Below are 16,210 nucleotides of genomic sequence, written 5' to 3'. Positions count from 1 at the left end.
CCAGTCTCTCAGCCGCCGGTCGCGAGTTCCCTCCGACGCATCGACGCGACCGCGATCGCGGCGGCGGCGACGCCGATGCCGAGCATCCAGAACCCGCCCGTCCAGTCGGTGTCCTCGCCCGCCGGAACGGGGGAGTGCGCGAACGGCGACAGGTCGACCAACGCGTCGGGCAGCTGCAGGATCGGGCCGAACGTGCCGAGGATCGCGCCGAGGCCGACGATCGTCCAGCCCACCGCGACCGTCGCCCGCGGGGCGAACGCGAACACGAGCAGCGTCAGGCCGAGGAAGACCAGGCACGCGGGCAGCTGCGCCGCCGCAGCCTCGAGGACGTTCGGGACCAGGTCGGCCGGGGCGTCGCCGGCGAGCGCGCCGAGCACGCCGGCCGCCGCCGAGGCGGCCAGCACGATGACGATCACCGCGGCGCCGACGATCGCGTACTCGAGCAGCCAGCGGACGCGCGGCACCGGGGTCGCGAGGACGAGCTCCGCCGTGCCGTGCGCCTCCTCCTGCCGCGCCCGGATGCCGACCTGCACGGCGCAGCAGGCCGCCAGGATGCCGACGACGCCGTAGAACGTCGCGATGAAGGCCTGCTCGAGCGTCGCGTCGTCGCCGATCGCGGCGCGCAGCGTGTCGACGATCTCCGGCGAGGTGCCCGCGGCCTGCTCGATGACCGACGAGAGCGAGGTGGCGAGGAGGCCGGTGGCGATGCCGCCCACCGTCCACGCCGCGAGGATGCCGGTGTTCAGTCGCCACGCCAGGCCGAAGGAGGACGACAGCGAGCCGCCGGCCGAGGCACGGCCTGCACGCCCGGCGACGAGGCTCGCACCCTGGTCGCGCACCGACTGCAGCCAGAACACCCCGGCGACCGCCACGGCCGCGAACGCCAGGGGCACCAGGAGCGGAAGCAGGTCGTTCTCGACGTAGGCGCCCGTCATCTGGCCGTACCCGATGGGCGAGAGCAGGCTCGGCCACGCGGGCGTCACGTGCTGCAGATCGTCGGTCGGGGTGCCGGCCGCATCGCCGATGCCGCGGAGGAGGTACGCCGCCAGCACGAACCCGACCGACCAGCTGTTCGCCGACCGCGAGGTGCGGAACAGCTGCGCGGCGACCAGCCCGAAGGCGAGGAACGCGACCCCGGAGGCCGCCATCGCCGCTCCCGCGGTGAACGAGCCCGCCGGGTCGAGCCCCGTCGCGATCCAGGCCACGGCGATGCCGAGCCCGAGCACGACGTTCGCGAGCACGCCGTGCACCACGGTCGCGACGGTCGGCAGGATTCGCCCGGCCGGCGTCGCCGCGATCAGCTCGGCCCGGCCCTGCTCCTCCTCGGCGCGGGTGTGCCGCACCGCGAGGAACGTGCTCATCAGGCCGCCCATGAGGGCGAGCCAGGCGAATAGGAGGAAGAATACGAAAGCGCCCTCGTCGGTGCCGTTCGGTGTGCCGCGGAAGATCAGGATCGTCCGCGTGGCGATCGCCACGGCGAGGATCTCCTCCCGGTCGGACTCCTCCCCGTACGTGTCGTCCACCGCCGAGACCGAGGCGTACGCGAGCAGCGACGTGCCGAGGATCCAGAGCAGCAGCTGCCACCGGTCGCGCCGGAGGCGCTGGCCGAGCAGTGCGGCGAGCTCGCTCACGCTCCGGCCCCCTCGCCGGCGGTGGCGAGCTCGTCGCCGTAGTGCCGGAGGAACAGCTCCTCGAGCGACGGCGGGGCGACGGTGAGCCCCTGCACGCCCATCCGTCCGAGCTCGGGCAGGAGGTCGGCGACCCGGTCGCTGTCGACGGTGAAGCTCACGCGTCCGTGGTCGACGACGACGTCGTGCACGCCCTCGATGGCGGGCGGCGCTCCCGCGCCGTCGGCGGCGAACGCGATCTGGGTGCGGGTGAGGTGGCGGAGCTCGGCGAGCGTGCCCGACTCGACCGTGCGCCCCGCGCGGATGATGCTCACCCGGTCGCACAGCTCCTCCACCTCGGAGAGGATGTGGCTCGAGAGCAGAACGGTCGCGCCCTCGGCCGCGACGCGCGCGATCTCCCGGTTGAAGACCTGCTCCATCAGGGGGTCGAGCCCGCTCGTCGGCTCGTCGAGGATGTACAGCTCGGCGGGCGTCGCGAACGCGGCGACGAGGGCGACCTTCTGCCGGTTGCCCTTGGAGTACGCGCGGCCCTTCTTGCGGGGGTCGAGCTGGAACACCTCGAGCAGGCGCTGACGCCGGGCGGTGTACGCGGCCCGGTCCTCGGTGCCGCCGCGCAGCCGCGACAGCAGGTCGATGGCCTCGCCGCCCGTGAGGTTCGGCCAGAGGCTCACGTCGCCGGGCACGTAGGCGACGCGCCGATGGAGCTCGGCGGCGTGCGTCCACGGGTCCTCGCCGAACAGGGTGGCCCGGCCGCCGGAGGCTCTGGCGAGCCCGAGCAGGATGCGGATGGTGGTGGACTTGCCGGCGCCGTTGGGCCCCAGGAATCCGTGGACCTCACCCGCTTCGACCTCGAGGTCGAATCCGTCGAGCGCGATGGTGCGGCCGAATCGCTTCTCGAGGCCGCGCGCACTGATCACTGTCGTCATAGACGGGGATGCTACGCCGATTTCACAAATTTGTGAATTCCCGAAACGGAATCGACGGCACTACTCCAGCGCGGCGAACTTCTCGATGTCGCCCTCGGTGCCCGAGACGATGATGAGGTCGTGGTTCGAGACCACCGTCTGCTCCGTCGCGTAGGTGAACGGCTTGCCCGGGCTCTTCACACCAACGACCGTGACCCGGTACCGGCTGCGCACGCCCGACTCGGTCAGATTCTTCCCGCGGATCGGTTTCGGCGGGTACATCTTCACGAGCGCGAAGTCGTCGTCGAACTCGATGAAGTCGAGCATCCGGCCCGAGACGAGGTGGGCTGTGCGCTCGCCGGCCTCCCGCTCGGGGTAGATCACGTGGTTCGCGCCGATGCGCTCGAGGATCTTGCCATGCGAGGCCGAGATCGCCTTCGCCCAGATCTGCGGGATCTTCAGGTCGACGAGGTTGGCGGTGATGAGCACGGATGCCTCCACCGACGACCCCACCGCGCACACGGCGATCGAGAAGTCCTGCGCCCCGATCTGCTTCAGCGCGTCGATGGACTTCGCGTCGGCGACCACGGCGTGGGTCACGCGCTCCGACCACTTCTGGACCAGCCCCTCGTCGGTGTCGACGGCGAGCACCTCGCGTCCGAGGCGGTCGAGCTGGCCGGCCGTCGCCGCGCCGAAACGGCCGAGGCCGATGACGAGGACGGGGGCGTCGTGTCTGATGCGATCAACCAACGATGGGCCTCTCTTCCGGTCGTTTGAACAGCTGCCGCTTCTGGCTGGCTGCGAGGGCGGCGGCGAGGGTGACGGTCCCGACACGGCCCATGAACATCGTCGCTGCCATCACGTACACGCCCGACGGCGGCAGCTCGGCGGTCAGGCCGGTCGACAGGCCGCAGGTCGCGAACGCCGAGATGACGTCGAACAGCACGTTCTCGAACGGCGCTTTCGTGATCTGCAGGATCACGATCGAGGACACCGCCACGATGGTCGCGCCCCAGAGCACGACGCTCACCGAGAGGCGGAGCATGTCGCGCGGGATGCGCCGGCCGAAGGCCTCCATCGAGGGGGCCCCGCGGGCCTCGGCGAACGCCGCGAGGAACAGCACCGCGAGCGTGGTCACCTTGATGCCACCGGCGGTGGATGCCGACCCGCCGCCGACGAACATGAGCATGCTGCTCACGAGCTGGCTCGACCCGTAGAGGTCGTGCATGTCGATCGTCGCGAAGCCGCCCGACCTCGTCATCATCGACATGAAGAACGACTGGTAGATCGTCGGCCCCGCGTCGAGGTGGCCGTAGGTCTTCGGGTTCGCGTGCTCGAGCAGCAGGAACATGGCCGCGCCCGCGACGAACAGGATCGTCGTGGTGGTGAGCGTGAGCTTGACATGCACGCTCCACTTGCGGGGCTGACGCCAGGCGCGAGCGAGCGCGAAGATCACGGGGAAGCCGAGGCTGCCGAGGAAGACCCCGATCATGAGCAGCGACTGGAACCAGTAATCGTCCACGAAGGGCGCGAGCCCGCCCGGATTCGGCGCGAAGCCGGTGTTCGTGAACGCCATGGCCGAGTAGTAGAAGCTGTACCAGGTCGAGTGCCACCAGTCGTACCCGGCGATCAGCATGCTCGGGATCATCGCGACCGCGATCACGACCTCGATGACGAGGGCGCTGATCGCGACCGTGGCGAGCAGCCCGCCCACCTCGCCGAGGCGCACCGCCTGCCGCTCGGCGACGGGGCCCACGTGGATGCGCGACGGGTTCGTGTCGCTCGCCGCGATGAGCTTGGCCCGCAGGCCGAGGCGCCGCGAGATGACGAGGCCGAGGATCGACGCGAGCGTGAGCACGCCGATGCCGCCGATGTTCACGCCGACGAAGACGAGCGTGTGACCGAACGGCGACCAGTACGTCGCCATGTCGACGGTCGCGAGGCCGGTGACGCAGATCACGGAGACGGCGGTGAACAGGGCGTCGTGCAGGGGGGCGCTCGAGCCCTCGCCGGCCCGGGCGATGGGCAGCGAGAACAGCAGCGTGAAGATGAGGATGAGCCCGGCGAAGATCAGGATCGCGAAGCGCGACGGCGAGTGCTTCACGAGCCCGTCGAGGGCGTCGCGGGCCCGGCCCAGCCAGGACCGCTGATCGAAGCGACCGCGCGGCCTCATCGCCCGAGTTGCCATGCAGCCCCCTCCGATGCCTCCGCGACGCGTGTGTCATGGTACTCCCCGGCGCGAATGACTAGCCTTGAGCCATGGCGGACATCTTCGACGTGGTGGCGGACCGGACCCGGCGCGACATCCTTGGCGTCCTCCTCGAACGCGAGACCGACGCGCCCCAGTCGGGCGGCGAGATCAGCGTGTCGGAGATCGTGACCGCCCTCGGCACCAGCCAGCCGACCGTCTCGAAGCACCTCAAGGTGCTGCGCGAGGCGGGGCTCGTGGCGGTGCGCGAGGAGGGGCAGCACCGGTATTACAAGCTCGACCGAGCTCCGCTCGAGCAGCTCGAGGACTGGCTCATCCCCTTCCTCTCCGACGGCGCCGCGGCCGATGCCGCGACGCTCGCGTCGGCCGAGTCCGCCGCGGCCGCCGCGGGGCTCAGCCAGGAGCAGCGCGCGTTCGCTTCCGCGATCGGCAAGGCGTTCGCCGAGACGGCGCAGAAGGTCACCTCGGTCGTCGGCCGCAAGTAGCGGTCACCAGACGAGCGCGAGCGCGATCGCGAACAGGGCGCACGAGACGGATGCCCCGCCCGCCCGCACGTGGTTCCACGCGAGCCATCCCGGACGGAAGGCGGCCCAGGCCCGGGCGAGCGAGGCGTCGTCGTCGGCTGCGGCGGCGAGCGCCGTGTTCCGCGGCACGTTCGCGCCACCCGTGACGACGACCACGCTCACCAGGTAGATCACGGCGGCGGCGGCGATCCACCACGCGGCGTCGCTGCCCGCGACGAATGCGAGCACCGCCACCGCGACCGCGACGAGCGCCGTCCCGAACAGCTCGAGCATGAGCGGGGGGCGAAGCGCCGTCACGTTGATGCCGCGCATGGCGCGGGCCGCGGCGGCGGCGGGCACGAGGTCGAGCCCCTGCACCACGAACCCCGAGAAGGCGAAGAACACCCCGCCGGCGACGCCGGAGCCCACGACGGAGGCGACGAGCAGGATCACGATGAGCGTCGACATCCCCTCAGTCTGGCGGAGCCTGCCGACCTCAGGAGAGGCGCTTGATCATCTCCAGCTCGAGTCCGCCGGGCGCGAGCTCGTACGGACGGCTGCTGCCGGTGAGCGTGAACCCGAGCTTCTCGTAGAACCGCTGGGCGCGGGGGTTGTCCTCATGCACTTCCAGTCGCAGCGTGGACCCGTACTGCGCGGCCCACTCCTCGACCGCGGCGAGGAGGCCCCGCGAGACGCCCCAGTCGTCGCCGCGCCGGTCGGGCGCGACGTAGACGCCGACGAGCATCGGCCCGGTCGCGGCATCCGGGAAGTAGCCGCCCATGTGCCCGACCCAGCGCTCGCCCTCGATGGCGACCACCGAGGTCTGTCCCGGCGTCTCGCCGCGGCGCGCACGCTGCCGCCACACGGCCTCCTCGACCTGCAGCGCGTGCTCGAGCGTCTCGCCGAAGGCGAGCGGATAGTCGCGCAGCATCTCGAGGCGGAGCGCCCGCACGGCCGCCCAGTCGTCCTCGCGCGTGGTGCGGATGATGAGGTTCGGGCGAGGCATCCTTCGACGCTATCGCAGGAGCCGGCGCACCCCGAACGGGGCACTTGGCCGAATCGGCTAGACTATCCCGAGGCTTTTCCCGCCCCCGGCAGCGGCACGCGCCGCCGGCTCGAGTTTCCAGTGAGGTACTGATGGGTTCCGTCATCAAGAAGCGTCGCAAGCGCATGGCGAAGAAGAAGCACCGCAAGCTGCTTCGCAAGACGCGCCACCAGCGTCGCAACAAGAAGTAGTCGCACGCACGACCACTGGCTGAGCGTCGGGCCTCGTCGGCCCGGCGCTTTTCGCTGCGCCCTTCGGCGTACCCTGAGAGGGTGACCCAGCACCGCCTCACCCTCGTCGGCAAACCCGGATGCCACCTCTGCGACGATGCCCGCGACGTGGTCGCCGCGGTGCGCGAGGAGGTCGCGGCACAGCCCGACGCACCCGAGTTCGCGTTCGAAGAGCTCTCCATCCTCGACGACCCGGCGCTCGCGGAGCGGTACGCCGAGGAGATCCCCGTCGTGCTCATCGACGACGACGTGCACGGTTACTGGCGCATCGACCCCGTTCGGCTGAAGTCCGCACTGCTCGAGGCCGGCCGGTAGAGCCGGGTCCGCCACTCGTCAAGGCCTGGCCGCCCGACCGCCGCGGCGCCTTGACTTGGGGCATGGACGGGCAGCGAGACATCCGACCCGCCGGCCGGCGCGAGCCGGCCGACCTGCACGACCCGGCGGGCCGGCACGGACCGGTCGACGGGCGCGCGCCCGACGCCGAGGTGCTCATCATCGGAGCCGGCCTCACCGGGCTGTGCACGGCGATCATGCTCGCCGAACGCGGCGTGCGGGTCCTCGTCGTGGAGCAGGGGAGCCCGGGCGAGCTCGCGAGCGGGCGCAACACCGGCAAGGCGACCCTGCTGCAGGGCACCCGGCTCGCGACCATCCGACGTCACCACCCCGCCCGGCTCGTGCGCGCGTACGTCGACGCCAACCGATCGGGGCAGCACTGGCTCCGCGCGTTCTGCGAGCGCGAGGGCGTGCCGTTCCGCGAGGCGACCGCGTACAGCTACGCCCAGTCGCCCGAGGGACTCGAACGCGTCGACGCCGAAGTCGCCGCCGCCCGAGAGGCGGGCCTGCCGGTCGAACGCGTCGACCGGCTCGACGTGCCCTTCCCGCTGCTCGGCGCCGCCGCGCTGCCCGGCCAGCTCGCCCTCGACCCGGCCGAACTCGTCGCCGCACTCGCCCGGGCCGCGGAGGCGGCGGGGGTGCGGATCGTCACCGGGGTGCGCGCGCTCGGCGTCCGGGCGGCCGACCCGGTCGTGGTGCGCACCGCGCGCGGCATGCTCACCGCCGAACGCGTCGTCATCGCCACCGGCACGCCCATCCTCGATCGCGGGCACTACTTCGCCAAGCTCTCGCCGTCGCGGTCGCAGATCGCGTCGTTCACGCTGCCGTCGAACGCCCCGGACGGGCTGTTCATCTCCGTCGACCAACCCGTGCGGAGCATCCGACGTGCCGGTTCCGGCGGCCAGGAGCGGCTCTGGATCGGTGGCGGCTCCGTCGATGTCGGCGACACCGAACGGCTGGCCGTCGAACGCCGACGCCTGCTCGACTGGGCGGCCGCCTGGTTCCCCGACGCGGCGGATCCAGTCGTCTGGGCCGCGCAGGACTACGAGTCGTTCAACCGGCTGCCGTTCGTCGGGCGGATGCCCCGCGGCCGCGGGCGCGTCTTCCTCGCCACCGGTTACGCGAAATGGGGACTCACGAACGCCGCCGGCGCCGCCATCCGGCTCACCGCCGAACTCCTCGCCGACCAGGGCGCCCGCCGACCCGGATGGGCGCAGGTCATCGGCACCCGCCTCACCGTGCCGGCCGACCTCGCCGCCGGCGCGCTCGGCAACGCCAAGGTGCTCGGTCGCGCGGTCACCGGCTGGGCCCGCGCCCTCACGACCCCCGAGACCACGGATGCCCCCGCCGACGGCGAGGGGACGGTCGGGCGGCGAGGCATCCGTCCGGTGGCGACCGCGACCGTCGATGGTGACACCTGCCGGGTGTCGGCGGTGTGCCCGCACCTCGGTGGGATCGTGCGGTGGAACTCCGCTGAGCAGACCTGGGACTGCCCGCTGCACGCCTCGCGGTTCACCGCCGACGGGCGCCGGATCGAGGGGCCCGCGCTCCGCGATCTCCCGCGCCTGCCGGCGGCGTCGCAGATCTAGCCGAGTCGCACGTCCGCCGCCTAGGGTGGCGGCAGGGGGTCGGTGAGCGCCCCCCACCGCCATGCAGAGGGGGATCCAATTGGCTCGGGAGTTCCAGGGGAAGATCGAACTCGACGTCCGTGACTCGGTCGGCGACTGGGAGGCGTTCCTCCCAGATACGGCGCCCGAGGGCGCCCCGAACGTGCTCGTGGTGCTGTACGACGACACCGGCCAGGCGGCGTGGTCGCCCTACGGCGGCCGGATCAACATGCCCACGATGGAGCGGCTCGCGGCCGACGGGCTGACCTACACGCAGTGGCACACCACTGCGCTGTGCTCGCCGACGCGATCGACCTTCCTCACCGGCCGCAACCACCACTCGAACGGCTTCGCGACGATCTCCGAGTCGTCGACCGGCTTCCGGGGTTACAACTCGCACATCCCGCCGGAGAACGTGCCGATGGCGCACCTGCTCCGCGACGCCGGATGGGCGACGTTCTGGGTCGGAAAGAACCACAACGTGCCGATCGACGAATGGACGGCCGGTGCGTCCAAGAAGAACTGGCCGCTCGCGCAGGGCTACGACCGCTTCTACGGGTTCATCGGCGGCGAGACGAACAACTGGTACCCGTCGCTCGCCGAGGACAACCACTACATCGAGCAGCCCTACACCCCTGAAGAGGGCTACCACCTCTCCAAGGACCTCGCCGATCAGGCGCTGAAGATGATCCGCGACGTCAAGCAGACCGAGCCCGACAAGCCCTGGTACCTCTGGTTCTGCCGCGGCGCGAACCACGCGCCGCACCACGCGCCGCAGGAGTACATCGACAAGTACAAGGGCGCCTTCGACGACGGCTACGAGGCGTACCGCGAGTGGGTGCTCGCGCGCATGCTCGAGAAGGGCATCCTGCCCGAGGGCACCGAACTCACCCCCCTCAACCCGATGCCGGAGGGCACGTTCTCCGAGACCGACCGGGTGCGGCCCTGGGCCGAGCTCAGCGACGAGGAGAAGGCGATGTTCTGCCGCATGGCCGAGGTGTACGCCGGCTTCAGCGAGTACACCGACGCCCAGGTCGGCCGCATCATCGACTACCTCGAGGAATCCGGGCAGCTGGAGAACACGCTCGTCATCTACGCCGCCGACAACGGCGCCTCCGGTGAGGGCAGCCCGAACGGTTCGGTCAACGAGGGCAAGATCTTCGGCGGCTACCCCGACTCGCTCGAGGAGAACCTCCGCCTCGTCGACAAGCTCGGCAGCCCCGACACCTACAACCATTACCCGACCGGGTGGGCTGCAGCGTTCTCGACGCCGTACCGCATGTTCAAGCGGTACGTCTACCAGGGCGGGGTCTGCGACCCGCTCGTCATCTCGTGGCCCGCCGGTATGAAGGCGCGCGGCGAAGTGCGCAACCAGTACCACCACTCGACCGACATCGTCGCGACCATCCTCGATGCCTGCGGTGTCGAACTGCCCGACGAGTACAACGGCGTCACCCAGCGTCCGCTCGACGGCGTCTCGATGCGGTACAGCTTCGACGCCGAGCCCGACGGTGCCACGCAGAAGCAGACGCAGTACTACGAGATGTTCGGCAACCGCGGCATCTGGCACGAGGGCTGGAAGGCGGTCACCGAGCACGGTCCGATCAGCGGGCGCGGGAAGTACGAGGAGGACGTCTGGCAGCTCTTCCACACCGACGTCGACCGGGCCGAGGCCCACGACCTCGCGGCGGAGCATCCTGAGAAGCTCGAAGAGCTGAAGGAGCTGTGGATGTCGGAGGCGAAGCGCAACCTCGTGCTGCCGCTGAACGACCTCGCGATCATCGCCAACCCCGAGGACTTCGACCTCTTCGTCAACAAGATGGAGTTCCACGTCCCGGTGCCGCCGTCGGGCCAGTACACGTACTATCCGGGCACGTCGGAGGTGCCCGAGCGGTCGGCGGCGAACACGCACGGCGTCTCGTACAAGGTGCTCGCCGAGGTCGACCTCACGCCCACGACCGAGGGCGTGATCTTCGCCCACGGATCCCGGTTCGGCGGCCATGCCCTGTTCGTGAAAGACGGGCAGATCGTCTACGTGTACAACTTCCTCGGCGTCCCGCCGATCTACCGGGTGGCCGCGCCGGCGCCCACCTCGGGGCCGCACATCATCGGCGTCGACTTCACGAAGGAGCGGATGGGTGACTACCGGGAGGGCATCGGGCCGCTGAAGCTGTACATCGACGACCAGCAGGTCGCGGAGACCGAGATCCGCACGGTGCTCGGCCACTTCTCGCTCTGCGGCGAGGGGCTGTGCATCGGGTACGACTCGGCCGACGCCGTCGCCGCCGACTACGCCGGGTCGAACTTCCCGTTCGTGAACGGTGAGATCCGCAAGGTCGTGTTCGACATCGCCGACGACGCGTACGTCGATCTGGAAGCGCACCTCGCGGCGGCCATGGCCCGCGACTGACGTGACCGGAGCCCGCCCGCTTCCGTCGTGGTCCGACGGGCCGACCCGCGACGCGATCCTCGCGTTCGTGGAGTCGGTCTCGTCGGGCCCCGACGCGCTGCCCGAGGCCGAGCGCGTCGCCGTCTTCGACAACGACGGCACACTGTGGACCGAGAAGCCCATGCCGGTGCAGCTGCACTTCATCGTCGAGGGCTGGAAGCGCCAGGCCTCCGCCGACCCATCGCTCGCCGACCGCCAGCCGTACCGCGCGGCCGTCAGCGGGGACCTGGCCTGGCTCGGCGGCGCCCTCGATCGCCACTACGCGGGCGACGACACCGACCTGAAGCAGATGATCGGCGCGATCCTCGGGTCGACGGCGCACGAATCGGTCGAGCGGTACGCGGAGCAGGTCGCCGCCTTCTACCGTGAGGCGAGGCATCCCGTGCTGCACCGGCCGTACCGCGAGGCGATCTACCAGCCGATGCTCGAACTGCTGCGGCACCTCGAGCAGCACGGCTTCACGACCTACCTCGTCTCGGGCGGCGACCGCGACTTCATGCGGCCGATGAGCGCCGAGTACTACGGCATCCCCGTCGAACGGGTCATCGGGTCGGCGGTCGGCCTCGAGTACGACGAGGCCTCGAACGAGGTGCGCTACGGCACCGCCTTCGACTTCATGGACGACGGCCCCGAGAAGCCGATCCGCATCTGGACCGCCATCGGCCGGCGCCCGATCCTCGCGGCCGGGAACTCCAACGGCGACGTGCCGATGCTCACGTACGTCGGCGGAGCGCCCCGATCGCTCAGCCTCCTCGTCCACCACGACGACGACACCGGCCGCGGCGATCAGCCCTACGACGCCGGCGCGGAGCAGGCGCTCGCCGCGGCATCCGAGCACGGGTTCACGGTCGTGAGCGTCCGCCGCGACTGGGCGACCGTCTTCCCGGCCGACGCCGAGCGGGATGCCTCGGGCTGAGCGGCCTCACCCGATGCCGTGATGGATGCCTCGGGGCGACCTCGGGCTGAACGGCCGCTCAGGCCGCGTCGCGGACGCAGCGGAAGCCGATGTGGCTCGTCGCCGTGTCGTCGGACTGCGGCGAGCGGGCCGCGGGCCGGTACCTGAGGCAGTACTCGGGCGAGCAGAGGTGCGACCCGCCCTTCAGCACCCGGCGGGGGATCCGCGAGCCGGGCTCGGCCGACGCGGCGGCGAGCAGATTCGGCCGGGCGCCCGCGTCGACCGCGGCGTCTTCGGCACCCGGTACGAGGTGGCGGGGCGTGTAGTAGTCGGTCGTCCACTCCCAGACGTTGCCGGCGACGTCGTACAGGCCGTAGCCATTGGCCGGATACGTCATCACGGGGGAGGTGCCGGCCCAGCCGTCGGGCACGTCGGTCTCGTACGGGAAGTGCCCCTGCCACCGGTTGGCCATGACGCGGCCGTCGGGTCGTTCCTCATCGCCCCACGCGAAGCGCGCGCCGTCGAGGCCGCCGCGGGCGGCGTACTCGAGCTCGGGTTCCGTCGGCAGCCGCTTCCCGGCCCACGCGGCGTAGGCGGAGGCATCCTCGAAGCTCACCTGCACGACCGGGTGATCGCCGCGTTCGTCGAGGGCGTCGGGCCCGTCGGCACCGAACGGGCGACGCCACGACGCTCCGGCCCCCCATCGCCACCACTGACGCCAATCGCGCAGGTCGACGGGGCCGGGCGTCGGGGTGAAGACCAGGCCGCCGGGCACGAGGTCGGCCGGGTCGGCGCCGGGGAACTCGGCGGGGTCGAGCGGACGCTCGGCGACGGTGACGTAGCCGGTGTCCTCGACGAAGGCGGCGAACTGCCGGGTCGTCACCGGGTGGATGTCGATCTCGAACGCCGCGACCTCGCGCTCGTGCACCGGCGTCTCGTCGGCGTAGAACTCGGCGGAGCCCATGCGGAACCGTCCCGCGGGCACCCGCACCATCGGCGTCGTCTCGGTCACCCTCCGAGCCTACGCGGCGTCCGCGCCTCCCCTCGCCTTCCTCTTCCCCTTGCCTTCCCTGCTCCTCCTATCCAGTGATGTCGCTCAAACCGCTGCCATTCGGGGTGCTCAACGACGGTTCGAGCGACATCGTGCGCCGACGGGTGAGTGGAGGACTCGGGGCGCCGGGGAGGCGCGGGCAGCACCGGGCGGACGCCCGCCGCCGGTGAAGCGTCCCTCCACAGGGCGGCGGCGGGGTGAGCCGTCGACGGTGCCGGAAGGGCTTCGACGGGTGGAGGTGGGCGAGGCGAGACTGCCGAGGTGCGCCCACCCACTCCGCTACCGGCAGAGCTCAGCACTCGGGCGTTCGCCGTGGGCGAGGCGCTCCGGGCGGGGGCGAAGGAGGGGAGGCTGCGAGGACGCGATCTCGCGCGTCCGTTCCACGGGGTGCGGATGCCCGCCCAGGAGCCGCCGACCTTCCTCGAGCGGTGCCAGGCGAAACTCGTCACGATGCGGCCGGGCGATGTGTTCAGTCATGCGACGGCCGCGGCGCTCCATGGAATCGTCCTGCCGCGGCGCGTGCGGGAAGCGATCGTCGAAGAGATCGACGTCGCCGGCTTCGCGCCTCGGGCGATTCCACGCGGTCGAGGAGTCCGTGGTCACCGGCTCGCGAGCGGCGGCACGGAGGTCGGGCTGCTCGCAGGCCTGCCCATCGTTTCGCCCGAGGATGCGTGGTGTCAGCTCGCGACCCTCGTCACCGTGCGGGAGCTGGTCGTGGCGGGAGACTCTCTGCTGCGTCGGCACGCGCCTCGTTCAAGCCTCGATGCTCTCGGGCGTGCGCTCCGTCGCCATGCCGGTCGCCGCGGACATCGCGCGCTCGCCGCCGCGTTCCCGCTACTGCGGGCGAACACCGATTCACCCCAGGAGACGCTCCTCCGTCTCGACCTTCGCGACGCCGGCCTGCCGGAACCACGAGTCAATTACGCGGTGACGGATGCCTCGGGCCGGTTGATCGCGATCGCCGATCTCGCCTACCCCGAGTACCGCGTGATGCCGGAGTACGACGGTGATCAACACCGCACCGACGATCGGCAGTACGCCAGGGACATCCATCGTCATGACGAGCTCGCGGCCGAGGGCTGGCGCGCGATCCGCTTCACGAAGCGCCATCGCGGTGCGGCGCGTGTCGCTCGCATCGAGGAGGTGCGCCTGGCGCTGCGCGAGCGTGGCTGGACGGGCTCGATCGGCACGTGATGTCGCGCGATCCGTCGTCATTCCTCGCGCGTGAGGTCGAGTTGCGCGACATCACCCGCCCGCGCGGCCTACGGCAGCAGGCGCGTGGGGCCGCGGAAGAGGTACGTCGTCTCGCGGATGGAGTGCTCGTGCAGCATGAGCATCAGCACCCGGGCGAGGCCCATGCCGAACCCGCCGTGCGGCGGCACGCCGTAGCGGAAGAAGTCGAGGTAGAACCCGAGCTCCTCGGGGTCGAGCCCCTTCTCCTTCGCCTGCTCGACGAGCACGTCGACGCGGTGCTCGCGCTGCGCGCCGGTGGAGATCTCGACGCCGTTGTAGATGAGGTCGTACGAGTTGGTGAGACCCGGGTCGCCCTCGTGGCGCATGTGGTAGAACGGCCGGATGCTCGAGGCGTAGTCGGTGAGGAAGACGAACTCGTGCCCGAGCTCCTCCTTCACGTACTCCGAGATGCGACGCTCGCCCTCGGGGTCCATGTCGGCGTCGGCGCGGGGCACGACGTAGCCGCGGTCGGCGACGATCTGCTTCGCCTCGGCGAGCGGGATGCGCGGGAACGGACGGCTGGGCACGACGACCTCGACGCCGAAGAGCTCGCGGATCTCGTCGCCGTGCTTGTCGGCCACGGCCTGGAAGCCGGCGACGAGGAGCTCCTCGTGGAGAGCCATGACGTCTTCGTGCGACTCGATCCAACTGATCTCGGTGTCGATCGAGGTGAACTCGGTCGCATGCCGGCTCGTGAACGAGGGGTCGGCGCGGAACGCGGGGCCGACCTCGAACACGCCGCCGAAGCCCGCGGCCTGCGCCATCTGCTTGAAGAACTGCGGGCTCTGCGCGAGATAGGCCTTGGTTTCGAAGTACTCGACCTCGAACAGCTCGGCGCGCGACTCGGAGGCCGAGGCCATGAGCTTCGGCGTCTGGATCTCGATGAGGCCCTTCTCGACCCAGACGCCGCGGAGGGCGTGCAGGAAGGTCGTCTGCACGCGGAAGATGAGGTTCTGCTTCGGCTGACGCAGGTCGAGGAATCGCCAGTCCATGCGCTTGTCGAGCCCCGAGTCGGCGGCGATCGGGGTCTCGAGCGCGGCCGAGACGACCTCGAGCGAGCCGATCTTCACCTCGAGGCCGCCGAGCTTCACGCGCTCGTCGTGCTTCAGCTCGCCGGTGACCCGCACGAACGAGCCGTGCGAGAGGCCGGAGATCGCCTCGGTCAGCTCGAGCGCGGCGGCCGAGCCGGGCCCGTCGGCCGGGGCATCCTCGGCGAGTTCGCGGGTCGCGGGGTTCACCAGCTGGGCGGCGCCGGACTCGTCGCGGAGGATGACGAACTGCACCTTCTTCTGATCGCGGACGGTCTCGACCCATCCGGCGACGGTGACGGGGCCGTCTGGCAGGGCGGCGAGGTCCGAGATGAGGGTGCGTGAAGTCACAGCGCACTATCCTACCCGCGGCCCGGATCTCGGCGGTTTCAAAGGAATCGCCTCTCTAGACTGGAAGCCGTGCCGGCCGAGCAGATCCATCTCGTGCGCCATGGCGAGGTGTTCAACCCCCAGGGCGTGCTCTACGGTCGGCTCGACGGCTTCGGGCTCTCCGACCTCGGTCGCCGGATGGCGCAGGCCGCTGCCGACGACCTGGCCGCCCGCAACCGTCCGGTCGTCGCCCTCGCCGCGTCGCCGTTGCAGCGGACCCGTCAGTCGGCTGAGCCGATCTCGGAGGCCTTCGGCGTGACCGCCTCGGTCGACGAGCGCCTCATCGAGCCCGAGAACCGGTTCGAGGGCAAGCGCATGGGCGGGCGCGGGTCGGCGCTCCGCGACGTGCGCAACTGGGCATTCCTCGTGAACCCCTGGGAGCCGAGTTGGGGCGAGCCGTTCCGGCACATCGCCACGCGCATGCTCGCCGCGATGGAGGACGCCTGGCAGGCCGCCGACGGCGGCGACGTGGTGCTCGTGAGCCACCAGCTGCCGATCTGGATGGTGCACCGGCGTCTCGCGGGCGAGTCGCTCGCGCACGATCCGCGCCGACGCCGATGCGCGCTGTCCAGCATCACCACGTTCGAACGCCGCACGCTCGCGAGCGGGCGCGGCGCGACCGCGACCCGCTTCGTGGAGGTCGGCTATCGCGATCCGGCGGCGGGCCTCGGCGCGCGCGCCACCGATGTGGGGGCGGTGTGAGC

At 71.0% G+C, this 16,210-nt stretch carries 16 protein-coding genes; 8 read left to right on the top strand and 8 right to left on the bottom strand.

Features of this window, described 5'->3' with window-relative positions; translation table 11 throughout:
* Nucleotides 1-8: 8 nt before the first annotated feature.
* The 4 genes from ABIQ69_RS15300 to ABIQ69_RS15285 are packed head-to-tail and all read right to left on the bottom strand — an operon-like array spanning nt 9 to nt 4,721.
* Entirely contained in the window at nt 9-1,631 is a 1,623-nt protein-coding gene (locus ABIQ69_RS15300) for an ABC transporter permease subunit (protein WP_350347985.1), read from the bottom strand.
* The gene (locus tag ABIQ69_RS15295) at nt 1,628-2,554 is read right to left on the bottom strand and encodes an ABC transporter ATP-binding protein (RefSeq protein WP_350347984.1); all 927 of its coding nucleotides are present in this window, start codon (nt 2,552-2,554) and stop codon (nt 1,628-1,630) included. Before ABIQ69_RS15295 ends, ABIQ69_RS15300 begins: the two co-directional genes overlap by 4 nt.
* A gap of 60 nt (nt 2,555-2,614) precedes the next feature.
* Nucleotides 2,615-3,283 carry a TrkA family potassium uptake protein gene (locus ABIQ69_RS15290; protein WP_350347983.1) on the bottom strand — a complete coding sequence of 223 codons (669 nt, stop codon included), beginning with the start codon at nt 3,281-3,283 and terminating at the stop codon, nt 2,615-2,617.
* A complete protein-coding gene (locus ABIQ69_RS15285; protein WP_350347982.1) occupies nt 3,276-4,721 on the bottom strand; it encodes a potassium transporter TrkG in 1,446 nt (481 codons plus the stop codon). The genes ABIQ69_RS15290 and ABIQ69_RS15285 overlap by 8 nt, the downstream gene beginning before the upstream one ends.
* Before the next feature lie 71 nt (nt 4,722-4,792).
* Here ABIQ69_RS15285 and ABIQ69_RS15280 point away from each other — a divergent pair, with 71 nt between their 5' ends.
* A complete protein-coding gene (locus ABIQ69_RS15280; RefSeq protein WP_350347981.1) occupies nt 4,793-5,227 on the top strand; it encodes a metalloregulator ArsR/SmtB family transcription factor in 435 nt (144 codons plus the stop codon).
* A 3-nt stretch (nt 5,228-5,230) separates the two neighbouring features.
* On the opposite strand, the gene ABIQ69_RS15275 is transcribed toward ABIQ69_RS15280, so the two are convergent.
* Nucleotides 5,231-5,713, bottom strand: coding sequence for an anthrone oxygenase family protein (locus ABIQ69_RS15275; protein WP_350347980.1), 483 nt, complete (start codon nt 5,711-5,713; stop codon nt 5,231-5,233).
* 28 nt (nt 5,714-5,741) lie between these two features.
* Nucleotides 5,742-6,251, bottom strand: a complete 510-nt coding sequence (locus tag ABIQ69_RS15270; RefSeq protein ID WP_350347979.1) for a GNAT family N-acetyltransferase — start codon at nt 6,249-6,251, stop codon at nt 5,742-5,744.
* A 131-nt stretch (nt 6,252-6,382) separates the two neighbouring features.
* Between ABIQ69_RS15270 and ABIQ69_RS15265 the strand changes: the two genes are divergently transcribed.
* The 5 genes from ABIQ69_RS15265 to ABIQ69_RS15245 all read left to right on the top strand — a co-directional run bounded on the left by ABIQ69_RS15265 (nt 6,383) and on the right by ABIQ69_RS15245 (nt 11,825).
* On the top strand, nt 6,383-6,481 hold the full coding sequence (locus ABIQ69_RS15265; protein WP_003792170.1) for an AURKAIP1/COX24 domain-containing protein: 99 nt from the start codon (nt 6,383-6,385) through the stop codon (nt 6,479-6,481).
* A gap of 81 nt (nt 6,482-6,562) precedes the next feature.
* Nucleotides 6,563-6,835: a glutaredoxin family protein gene (locus tag ABIQ69_RS15260; RefSeq protein WP_350347978.1), complete on the top strand. Its 273-nt coding sequence runs from the start codon at nt 6,563-6,565 to the stop codon at nt 6,833-6,835.
* A 62-nt stretch (nt 6,836-6,897) separates the two neighbouring features.
* Nucleotides 6,898-8,442: an FAD-dependent oxidoreductase gene (locus ABIQ69_RS15255; protein ID WP_350347977.1), complete on the top strand. Its 1,545-nt coding sequence runs from the start codon at nt 6,898-6,900 to the stop codon at nt 8,440-8,442.
* Between the two features lie 79 nt (nt 8,443-8,521).
* The gene (locus tag ABIQ69_RS15250; protein WP_350347976.1) at nt 8,522-10,870 is read left to right on the top strand and encodes an arylsulfatase; all 2,349 of its coding nucleotides are present in this window, start codon (nt 8,522-8,524) and stop codon (nt 10,868-10,870) included.
* Between the two features lies 1 nt (nt 10,871).
* Nucleotides 10,872-11,825: an HAD family hydrolase gene (locus ABIQ69_RS15245; RefSeq protein ID WP_350347975.1), complete on the top strand. Its 954-nt coding sequence runs from the start codon at nt 10,872-10,874 to the stop codon at nt 11,823-11,825.
* A gap of 58 nt (nt 11,826-11,883) precedes the next feature.
* Here ABIQ69_RS15245 and ABIQ69_RS15240 read toward each other — a convergent pair whose 3' ends face one another.
* Entirely contained in the window at nt 11,884-12,798 is a 915-nt protein-coding gene (locus ABIQ69_RS15240) for a formylglycine-generating enzyme family protein (RefSeq protein ID WP_350350033.1), read from the bottom strand.
* A gap of 318 nt (nt 12,799-13,116) precedes the next feature.
* Here ABIQ69_RS15240 and ABIQ69_RS15235 point away from each other — a divergent pair, with 318 nt between their 5' ends.
* Entirely contained in the window at nt 13,117-14,049 is a 933-nt protein-coding gene (locus ABIQ69_RS15235; protein WP_350347974.1) for a DUF559 domain-containing protein, read from the top strand.
* 68 nt (nt 14,050-14,117) lie between these two features.
* On the opposite strand, the gene aspS is transcribed toward ABIQ69_RS15235, so the two are convergent.
* On the bottom strand, nt 14,118-15,467 hold the full coding sequence (gene aspS, locus ABIQ69_RS15230) for an aspartate--tRNA(Asn) ligase (protein ID WP_350347973.1): 1,350 nt from the start codon (nt 15,465-15,467) through the stop codon (nt 14,118-14,120).
* A 69-nt stretch (nt 15,468-15,536) separates the two neighbouring features.
* Between aspS and ABIQ69_RS15225 the strand changes: the two genes are divergently transcribed.
* A complete protein-coding gene (locus tag ABIQ69_RS15225) occupies nt 15,537-16,208 on the top strand; it encodes a histidine phosphatase family protein (protein WP_350347972.1) in 672 nt (223 codons plus the stop codon).
* Nucleotides 16,209-16,210 lie beyond the last annotated feature (2 nt).

This window comes from Agromyces sp. G08B096, assembly GCF_040267705.1.
Lineage (GTDB): Bacteria > Actinomycetota > Actinomycetes > Actinomycetales > Microbacteriaceae > Agromyces.
This window is presented reverse-complemented; position numbering and strand designations above follow the sequence as displayed.

What these genes read in the sequence shown, in the direction of transcription:
- ABIQ69_RS15295 (WP_350347984.1), bottom strand. Translation starts at nt 2,554, where the DNA reads ATGACGACAGTGATCAGTGCGCGCGGCCTCGAGAAGCGATTCGGCCGC.
- ABIQ69_RS15285 (WP_350347982.1), bottom strand. Translation starts at nt 4,721, where the DNA reads ATGGCAACTCGGGCGATGAGGCCGCGCGGTCGCTTCGATCAGCGGTCC.
- ABIQ69_RS15280 (WP_350347981.1), top strand. Translation starts at nt 4,793, where the DNA reads ATGGCGGACATCTTCGACGTGGTGGCGGACCGGACCCGGCGCGACATC.
- ABIQ69_RS15275 (WP_350347980.1), bottom strand. Translation starts at nt 5,713, where the DNA reads ATGTCGACGCTCATCGTGATCCTGCTCGTCGCCTCCGTCGTGGGCTCC.
- ABIQ69_RS15270 (WP_350347979.1), bottom strand. Translation starts at nt 6,251, where the DNA reads ATGCCTCGCCCGAACCTCATCATCCGCACCACGCGCGAGGACGACTGG.
- ABIQ69_RS15265 (WP_003792170.1), top strand. Translation starts at nt 6,383, where the DNA reads ATGGGTTCCGTCATCAAGAAGCGTCGCAAGCGCATGGCGAAGAAGAAG.
- ABIQ69_RS15255 (WP_350347977.1), top strand. Translation starts at nt 6,898, where the DNA reads ATGGACGGGCAGCGAGACATCCGACCCGCCGGCCGGCGCGAGCCGGCC.
- ABIQ69_RS15240 (WP_350350033.1), bottom strand. Translation starts at nt 12,798, where the DNA reads ATGGTGCGGGTGCCCGCGGGACGGTTCCGCATGGGCTCCGCCGAGTTC.